Annotated in this window: 4 protein-coding genes; 2 read left to right on the top strand and 2 right to left on the bottom strand. The window is 66.0% G+C overall.

What is annotated here, in order from left to right; translation table 11 throughout:
- Positions 1-48: 48 nt before the first annotated feature.
- Positions 49-294, bottom strand: coding sequence for a hypothetical protein (locus tag ACMZPQ_RS20595; protein WP_008267939.1), 246 nt, complete (start codon positions 292-294; stop codon positions 49-51).
- A 357-nt stretch (positions 295-651) separates the two neighbouring features.
- Positions 652-2,556, bottom strand: coding sequence for an autotransporter family protein (locus ACMZPQ_RS20600; RefSeq protein ID WP_312646142.1), 1,905 nt, complete (start codon positions 2,554-2,556; stop codon positions 652-654).
- Between the two features lie 812 nt (positions 2,557-3,368).
- Here ACMZPQ_RS20600 and ACMZPQ_RS20605 point away from each other — a divergent pair.
- Positions 3,369-5,720: a GH92 family glycosyl hydrolase gene (locus ACMZPQ_RS20605; protein ID WP_197580534.1), complete on the top strand. Its 2,352-nt coding sequence runs from the start codon at positions 3,369-3,371 to the stop codon at positions 5,718-5,720.
- Positions 5,721-6,383: 663 nt separating this feature from the next.
- Positions 6,384-9,191 (top strand): type VI secretion system Vgr family protein, encoded by a 2,808-nt coding sequence (locus tag ACMZPQ_RS20610; protein ID WP_414486263.1) that lies wholly within the window; start codon positions 6,384-6,386, stop codon positions 9,189-9,191.
- Positions 9,192-9,214 lie beyond the last annotated feature (23 nt).

Consider the following 9,214-nt stretch of genomic DNA (forward strand, 5'->3'; position numbering starts at 1 on the left):
GTAGGGCGGCCCAGAGCGTCGGGCAAGTGCCGGCTCACCCCATCCGGCTCAGTGAAGCGTCACCTTTTCCGCCTCCTCACGCAGTGCCTGCAGCAGGCATCGCCCGTGCTGGCTCAGCATGATCATCGCCGTGGCAATCTGCTTCGGGTTGTAGCCCATCGGCGCGGGCGGTTTCGGCTCGGGGCCGTACTGCTCGCCGATAAGGATGGCCATGCCCTCGGCGCTGTTGAAGGCCTGTTCGATGCGATGGAGCAGCGACTCCATGGCCGGGCTGAGCGGACGTTCGTGGATCATGCGGGAACTCCCTGGGTGTGATGGCCACTGCGAGGGTGGCGGGCAGTGCCCGTCGCATTTACGACGAGCGATGTCTGTCCCTCTTTCTTTTCGGGGGTTCCAATCCCGGCACCGGTATGTCCGCTGCGGCGCCATCCTGCACACATCACGGCGCGAACGCCCATTGATTGTCTCTGCCAAACCGGCAGGATCGAAAGATCACATCATTCACCACATCAGGTTCCTACATAAACATGTCAGGCGCGACCATCCCTGTCGCGCCTTCCATGCAGCGGCCGAGAACTCCTGTTCAACGGCCACACCTCTCGCCCCGTTGTCAGCCCTCAATCGAACTGGCTGCGGGCCGAAGACGTCTCCTTACCAGCTGTAACTGACACCCACCTGCGCACTGGTCTGGTGGTAGCCGCTGGCCCGTTGCAGCGACAGGCCGCCCCAGGCGCCGATGCCGTTGCTGAACTTCACCGAGGCGCCGCCGCTGAACTCGCCACGACTACGCGGGATGCGCGCATCCACCAGCTCGTCATCCATGCGGATCTGCGATTCGGCACGGGTATGCAGCCAGTTGGCGGCAAGGTACGGCTGCACCTCGGCGGCACCGTTGCCCCAGCGGGTCACGCCGGACAGGCGCAGGCCCGCGCGGCCGAACATGCCGTTGGCGTTCTCGGCGCCCACCACCGTGCCGTTGGCTTCGGTGTGGCGGTTGCTGTCCCAGCGGTTGTAGCCCACCTGCAGTTGAGGTTCCAGATAGATGCCGCCATTGCTGGCGCCGCCCACGCGGAACGCGTAGCCGGTTTCCACCGCACCCTGCCAGGCGCGGCTGTCGTAGCGTTCCTCTTCCAGGCCAATACCCTGCACCCGGTTGCGGAACTGCGCACGCTGCACCGAGCCATCCACATAGAAGCCCGCATACGGATCGGCGCCGTTGCCGCCGCGCCAGGTGCCATAGATGCCCAGCGCTTCGCCCTTCACCTTGCCGCGGGCGTAGTAGCGGGTCACTTCATTGGTGGAAGTGCTGCTGGCGTTGCCGGTGGACAGCATCACGCCCACGCTGCTGCCCGACTCGTGACGCCACACGTCGGCGCCCACGGTCAGCGCCTGGTTGTTGCCACGGATATCCAGCTGGCGGCTGATGGCATCGAAGCCGTTGCGCGAGCCGTCCACGCGTGCCCAGGCGCGGCCGCTGTTCTGGCCGGCATGGCGGTCGTGGTAGCCCAGGCGGAACATGGTCTGCGCCGCGTGCAGGTTGGCCAGATACGCGCCGACTTCAGGACGCAGCAGCGGCACCGGGTCCACCGGATCGACCGGGTCTACAGGATCGACCGGATCAATCGGATCAATCGGCTTGCACTCGGGCAGGGTAGGGTCGAAATCGCACGGGTCGCCGGAATCGGGCAACTCCGAACGGAGGTACCAGTTGCCATTGGTGCCGGTGCCCTTGTGCAGGAAGTACTCGTACTGGCCCGCCACGGCACGGCCAGCGAGGTTGAACTGGCCATTGGAGGCACCGCCGACCTGGATCAGCTCGATGCCCTCGACCGTCTGCGCGCCGCCGCCGCCGATGTTGTTGACGCGGACGTGGGTGCTGCCGCTGGTGTCGCCGCCGATGATGAGCCTGTCGGTGGCCGCGTCATCACCGGCCAGCACGGTGTTGAAGGTGAGCGTGCCGCCGTTGCCGGTGTAGTTGCCGGCCACGTTGAGGGTGTGGAAGGCGGAGCCGTCGCCCAGGGCGATTTCGCCGCCATTGCCCAGCGACAGGCTGCCGGTGCTGCTGTTGCCGCTCAGCTGCCAGCGCGCATTGTCCACCGCCATCGAGGTGATGTTCTGGGTGCTGCCGAGCAGGGTGGCGCTGTTGTTCAGTGCCACGTTCACGGTGCTGCCAGCGGTGTTGATGATGTTGCCGGTGAGCTTGGAGTTGTCGACGGTGAAGCCGACGGTGGCGGCGGCGGCGGTGACTTCGAGCAGGTTGCCGTTGCTGCCGACGAGCTCGGCACCGTTGCGGGCGGTGAAGCTGATGTCAGGTTCCGCGCTACCAGTGCGTACCGGGCCTACAATCAGCGCGGATCCTGCCTTGCCCTCAACACGGGACGCGTCGATCACCAACGTGGAGGCCTCGGGAATTCTCTCATTGCCTACAGCATAGACACCGTTGACTTCCCCAGTGACCACGCTGCCGTTGCCAATCAGCACGTCTGCCGCTTCAAGCAGCAGGATGCCATGTCCTTGCAGCGACGGAATGGTGGAGGTGCTCAGCTTTCCTGTCACCTGGGTGTGATCAAGGTTAAGCGTGGAGCGCCCCCCTCCCGGTCTTGCGAAGACGCTGATGCCCAGTCCCACGCCAGTAAGCTGGCTGTTGCTGATGTTGGCTGTGGATCCACCACCAGCGGTACCACTGGCGAGGGTTAGGGCTCGTCCAGCACTATTGATCACGGTGGAGTCGGAAAGTGTCAACGTGCTCGTCTGAAGCTGTATGCCACCATTGGTCAGGTTTGCTGAAATCTGCGCACCACTGACGTTTAGTTGAGACTGCTGCCCAGCGACAATATTGAGCGTGCGTCCACCCGGATTTACGATTAGTTCGGCGCCGGTAAGAGCCCACGCTTCCGGCACATCGCCGGGTTGCACGGTCGCCGACTGGCCGGGAGTGAGGGTTCCAGCGTAGACAGGAACGCCCAGGACAAGAGAACTGGCAATGGCCAGCGCAAGGGAACGACGAACTGCGATCTGCATGACGGAACTCCTGTGGGTATGGAACTTCAGGAAAGAAACCGCATTCACTTCGTCGGCGTGAATGAAACGCCCTGATTGCGTGAAGACAAAGTGATTCGGGTGCCTTTTCCTGCCCGGGCGATTCAAAACGTGACGAAAATCTCGTTACTAGCGGGAATGTCGTCGGTGGCTTTGACGCGCCGCTTTGGGCTTGAACCCAGTCTGGTGAGCCGCAGAAGGTCGAACCATGCAATAAGTTGCATAGTAAATCGGACAACTTTTGTCGCCTTTGCATTCATTCAGCCGCAGCGCAACATGCGATGCCCGAATGCCGGTGCTAGCATCGGCCATCGCCTGAATCGATCCAAATGCCGATGCCCACGCTGGACCGTCGTTTCCTGATCGCCGTCGCCGCCACTGCCATGCTGGCGTCCGGTACCGCCCTGGCCGCCACACCGAAATCACCCGCCGAGCGCGCCTATGCGGCGGTCGACCCGTTCATCGGTACTGGCGGCGAAGGCCACACCTATCCCGGTGCCACGGTGCCGTTCGGCATGGTCCAGCTCAGCCCGGACACGCGCATCCAGCCGCGCGAGAAGGCCTATGGCTGGGCGGCCGGCTACCGCTACGACGACAGCAGCATCGTCGGTTTCTCGCACACGCATTTTTCCGGCACCGGTCACTCCGATCTGGGCGACATCCTGCTGATGCCGTTCACCGGCACGCCGGGCCTGGAGCGCGGCGACCCGGAAAAGCCGCGCAGCGGCTATGCCTCGCGCTTCCGCCACGACGATGAGAAGGCCGAGCCGGGCTACTACGCGGTCACCCTGGACCACTACAAGGTGCGCGCCGAGTTGACCACCAGTGCGCGGGTGGGTGTACACCGCTACGCGTTCCCGAAGGGCACCGACGCCAAGGTGCTGCTGGACATGCGCACCAGCATGTACGACTACCCGGGCAAGGTGCTGTGGTCACGGGTGCGGGTGCGCGCCGATGGCACGGTGACCGGCTTCCGCGAAACCCGCGGCTGGGCGCCGGGCCGCCAGCTGTACTTCGCGATGCGCTTCTCGCGTCCGCTGGCCGGGCATGAACTGCACAACACCGAGCAGGACATCGTCTACAAGGGCTTCCCGCCGCCGGGCGAGAAGGACCCGGCGCAGCGTGCGCAGATCGAGGGCCGGCAGCTGGTCGGTACGTTCGCGTTCGGCAAGCTGGACGCGCCGCTGGTGGTGAAGGTGGCCATTTCACCGGTCAGCGAGGCCGGCGCCATCGCCAACCTCGACGCCGAAGTGGCGCACTTCGATTTCGATCGGGTGCGCGCCCAAGCGAAACAGGAATGGACGCAGGCGCTGTCGGTGCTCGATATCGATGCACCAGAGCACGCACGCCGCAGTGCCTACACCGCGCTGTACCACACCATGTTGGGGCCGACGCTGTTCATGGATGCCGACGGCCAATACCGCGGCTCGGACAACGCCGTGCACAAGGCGGAGGGCTACACCAACTATTCCACGCTCTCGCTGTGGGATACCTACCGTGCGCTGCACCCACTGCTGACGCTGGTGCAGCCGGAGAAGCGCAACAGCGACTTCGTCAATTCCATGCTCGCCCACCACGACCACAGCCCTTACGGCATGCTGCCGGTGTGGTCGTTCCACGGCCTGGAAGACTGGTGCATGATCGGCTACCACGCGGTGCCGGTCATCGCCGATGCGTACGTGAAGGGCATCCGCGGCTTCGACGCCGACAAGGCATTGAAGGCGATGGTCGAGACCGCGAACTACGGTCCCTATGACGGCATCGCGCAGTACCGCGAGCTGGGTTACGTGCCGATCGACGAGGAAGGCGAAGCGGCCAGCAAGACACTGGAGTACGCCTTCGACGACTGGACCATCGCGCGCATGGCGCAGGCCATGGGCAAGACCGATGTGGCCGCCACCTTCGACAAGCGCGCCGGCAACTGGCGCAACGCCTTCGACAAGGACACCGGCTTCATGCGCGCACGCAAGCGCGATGGCAGCTTCCGCACGCCGTTCGACCCCAGTGCCAGCGGCTACGGCACCGACTACACCGAAGGCAATGCCTGGCAGTATTCCTGGTATGTGCCGCAGGACGTGGCCGGCCTGGCCGCTGCACACGGGGGCAGCGATAGACTGCTGGCGCGTCTGGACGAAGTGTTCAATGCCAAGGTCGATCCGTCCATCTTCGAGCACATGGAAGACATCACCGGCCTGATCGGCTGGTACGCGCACGGCAACGAGCCCAGCCATCACGTGGCTTACCTGTATGCCTATGCCGGCCAGCCGTCGCGCACGCAGGCGCGCCTGAAGCAGATCATGGACACCCAGTACGCCGATCGCCCCGATGGGTTGGCGGGCAACGATGACGTCGGCCAGATGTCGGCGTGGTACGTGTTCACCGCGCTGGGCTTCTATCCGGTGGCGCCGGGCTCGGGCGAGTACATCCTGGGCCGCCCGTTCCTGCCCAGGACCGCGATGCGCCTGCCGAACGGCAAGACCTTCACCATCGTGGCCGACGGGCTGGACGACAAGCACACCTACGTGGGCAGCGTGAGCCTCAACGGCAAACCATTGCAGCGCACCTTCCTGCGCCACGACGAGATCCTGGCCGGTGGCGAACTGCGCTTCAGCATGCAGGCCGAGCCGAACAAGGACTGGCCGGGGCAGGGCGCGCAGGCGCCGTATTCGATGAGCCGGTGATTGGGGGCGGACCCCGTCCGCCTGCATCATCGCGCCCTTGGTAGGTGCCAACCTTGGTTGGCACGCGGGAGAGCGAAAGCGCCCACCAAGGTTGGCCTCTACCGGAACCCGACCGCTGCGGGCCGTGGATGTCCGCGATGCATCGCCCGGATGCCGGTGATGCGCACTGGGTCGACATGGGGGTATCCCCGCTTCTGGTAGGTGCCAACCTTGGTTGGCACGCGGGAGGTCAACATCGCCAACCCAGGTTGGCCTCTAGCGGAACCCGATCGCTGCTGGCCGTGGGTGTCCACGATGCATCGCCCAGATGCCTGTGATGCGCACTGTGTCGACATGGGGCGACCACCGCTTCTGGTAGGTGCCAACCTTGGTTGGCACGCGGGAGAGCGAAAGCGCCAACCAAGGTTGGCCTCTACCGGAACCCGACCGCTGCGGGCCGTGGATGTCCGCGATGCATCGCCCGGATGCCTGTCGCGATCTGCATGATTTGCCGAGTGCGGGTCAGGATTCAAGAAGCGGGATTCACCCCGAAATCGGCGACGCAGCGTCGCTGCCGGACCGTTCCAGACCACATTCGTAGCATTCTGATTTCACCCGGCCCTGCCCGTTGCTAGGGTCCTGCGCACAGAAGTACGCCAGGGTGGTGTACGGGGTGTAAGCCATATGCACGCGTTGCATGCGCATGAGGATGCAGCGCTGCTGCACCGTTTTGAATTGCCCGGCGCAGGGGCTCTGCGGGTGGAGCGCTGGCGCGGGCGCGAAGCGTTGTCGGAAGGCCTGGATAACCACATCGACGTACTTGCGGCGCACGCGGATGCGGCCTGCGAACACTGGCTGGGCCGGCCTGCAACGCTGTACACGCGTGATGCGCAGGGGCGCGACATTCCACGGGCAGGGCTGGTGCGCGAGGTATGTCGGCTGGACGGCGATCGCACGTTCACCCGCTACCGTATTCGCCTTGCCGCATGGACCTGGTGGCTGGGCCAGCAGCGCAACAGCCGCGTCTTCCGTGACGCAACCGTCAGGCAGATCGTGGATGCCGTGTTCGCCGAGCATCAGGCACGTGCCCGCTGGCTCTGGAGCGATGATGCACGGGTCCGCCTGGACGCCCTGCCGCCGCGTCACTACTGCGTGCAGTATCGCCAGTCGGATATGGACTTCGTGGCCTGCCTGTTGGCCGAAGAAGGCATCGGCTGGTGTGTCGAGGCGGACGCCGAGGCACCCGCGCTGCATCGGATCGTCCTGTTCTTCGACAGCGCGACCTTGCCGCAGGACCCGCTGTCGGCACGCGCTGGCGCGCTGCGCTTCCACCGTGGCCACGCAGCCGAGCAGGAAGACAGCGTAGTGCAGCTTGCCCGACATGCGCGGCTGGGCCCGCGCCGCTTGAGCATGGCCAGCGACGACTATCTGCAGGACCGCACGCTGGCGGTCCAGTTGCCGATGGACGGCGGCGGCCATTCGCCTGTCGAGCAGTATCAGGCGTGCGGCGCCCAGGCCTTCGAGTCGCGTGCGGAGGCCGAGCGGCGTGCCGTGCTTCTGGCCCAGCGCCATGAGGCCGACCGGCATGGATGGCAGGGCATTGCGACGGTGCGCGGGCTGGCCGCCGGCAGGTGGTCCAGCATCAGCCAGTGGTCGCCGCAGCAGGTGCCCGAGCTGCTGCTCACATCGGTGGAGCATGCGGGCGTCAATCGGTTGCCAGAGCGTCTGCTCCCGCATCGTTTGGGCGAAGGCCTGCAGCCTGAAGGGTTCCTGCCCGACGCGCTGCAGCGGCATGCCCAGCAGCTGGGCTATGCGGCCGCGTTCCATGCCGTTGACCGCCAGCGTCCCTGGCGTCCTCGGGCGCCGGAACAGGAAGGGGAAGCCCAGGTGGTGGGGCGGCAGACGGCCATTGTGATCGGTCCTGACGATCGCACCGGAGTAGCCGAAGGTGATCGCGTGCACGCTGACGCGCTCGGGCGGATCCGCGTGCGCTTTCCACTGATGGATGCGACCGGCAGGCCAGCGCACAGCGCGTGGTTGCGCGTGGCGCAGCGGTTTGCGGGTCCGGGAGTCGGAAGCCAGTTCCTGCCGCGCGTGGGCCAGGAGGTGCTGGTGGGCTTTCTGGAGGGGGACGTGCAGCGCCCGATCGTACTGGGCGCCCTGTACAACGGGCGCGGCGAGAACGACCCAGCGCTGCATGCGCAGGCCTGCGATACGCGCGTCGGTGGCACCGGCAATCTTGCCGGTGGCAACGCACCGGCCTGGCATGCGGCGGGCGAAGGCGAGCAGGCGCATCGCCATCCCGGTGCGCTGTGGGGTATCAGCTCCCGCGAATGGGGCGGTAACGGAGGCTCCACGCTCCAGTTCGACGACACCGACGACCAGCTCCGCCTGCAATTGGCCACGACACAGGCGACCACCCAGTTGAACCTGGGCCACGTCATCCATCAGCGCGGCAATCATCGGGGCAGCCTGCGCGGGCAAGGCTTCGAGCTGCGCAGCGACGCGGCAGGCGTGGTGCGCAGTGAGCGCGGCCTGTGGCTCGGTGCGCACCCGGCAGGGCATGCCCAACCCGCGGGGACGGCGGTGCAGGCCGGCGCGTTGCTGGCCCAGTGTGGTGCGTTGGGTGCTGCATTCGGCCAGAGCGCGGGCCTGCACGGTACTGCCGCGCTGCATGCCTTGACTGCGTTGGCGCCCCTGCGCGACGCAGCAGTGGGCGTGGTTGCTGCGAATGACTTCGGCTGCGCGCGTGATGCTGCCGGTGACAGGGCTGCAGCCAGTGGTGTCCCGCATTGCACGGCACCCCTGCTGGGCATGGTTGCGCCACGCAAGGCGCTGGTGGCGGGGCAGGGTCTGTTCTGGCAGGCGGGGCAAAGCCTGCTTCTGGGGGCTGGCCTTGCCGGGCAGGCCGTGGTGAAAGGCCACGCGCGGCTTCATGCGTCGCAGTCTGTCGGCGTGCTGGCTTCGGCCTCTGCCTCTGGCAGTGCGTCCGGCATGACCATCGGTGCCGGACAGCAGACGGTCGACATCCAGGCGCAGGGCGACGCGGTGAAGCTGCAGTCGCGGCAATCACAGCGCCTGGCCAGTGCGCATGCGGCGGTCGCACTGGCTGCGGGACGTGCGCTGGTCATACAGGTAGAAGGCGGTGCCAGCCTGACGATCGAAGGCGGCAACATTCAGTTCAACTGTCCGGGAACCCTGACGGTGCATGCGGGCAAGCCGAGCTTCATCGGCCCGGCCTCCCTGGCCTATCCGCTGCGCACGCTGGGTATCGCGCCCTGCCGCGCCCGCTTCCTGGTGCGCGATCACGCCGGTGCCCCGCTGGCGGGCGCTGCCTATTCGATGCAGCTGCCGGATGGCCGCTGGCTGAGCGGAAACACTGATGGCGACGGACTCACCGAGGAGGTCGTCACCGATGGCCCGGAGAAGGTGGGCTTGTTCGTGGATGACGAACGGCACGAAGGCTACCTGCGCGACGCAGGCAACAGCTGAGCGGGTCAGAAGAAAGGAATCTG

This window comes from Stenotrophomonas maltophilia (assembly GCF_047497515.2).
Classification (GTDB): Bacteria; Pseudomonadota; Gammaproteobacteria; order Xanthomonadales; family Xanthomonadaceae; genus Stenotrophomonas.

Excerpts from the sequence above, each read along its gene's own strand:
- ACMZPQ_RS20595 (WP_008267939.1), bottom strand. The coding sequence starts at position 294 with ATGATCCACGAACGTCCGCTCAGCCCGGCCATGGAGTCGCTGCTCCAT.
- ACMZPQ_RS20610 (WP_414486263.1), top strand. The coding sequence starts at position 6,384 with ATGCACGCGTTGCATGCGCATGAGGATGCAGCGCTGCTGCACCGTTTT.
- ACMZPQ_RS20605 (WP_197580534.1), top strand. The coding sequence starts at position 3,369 with ATGCCGATGCCCACGCTGGACCGTCGTTTCCTGATCGCCGTCGCCGCC.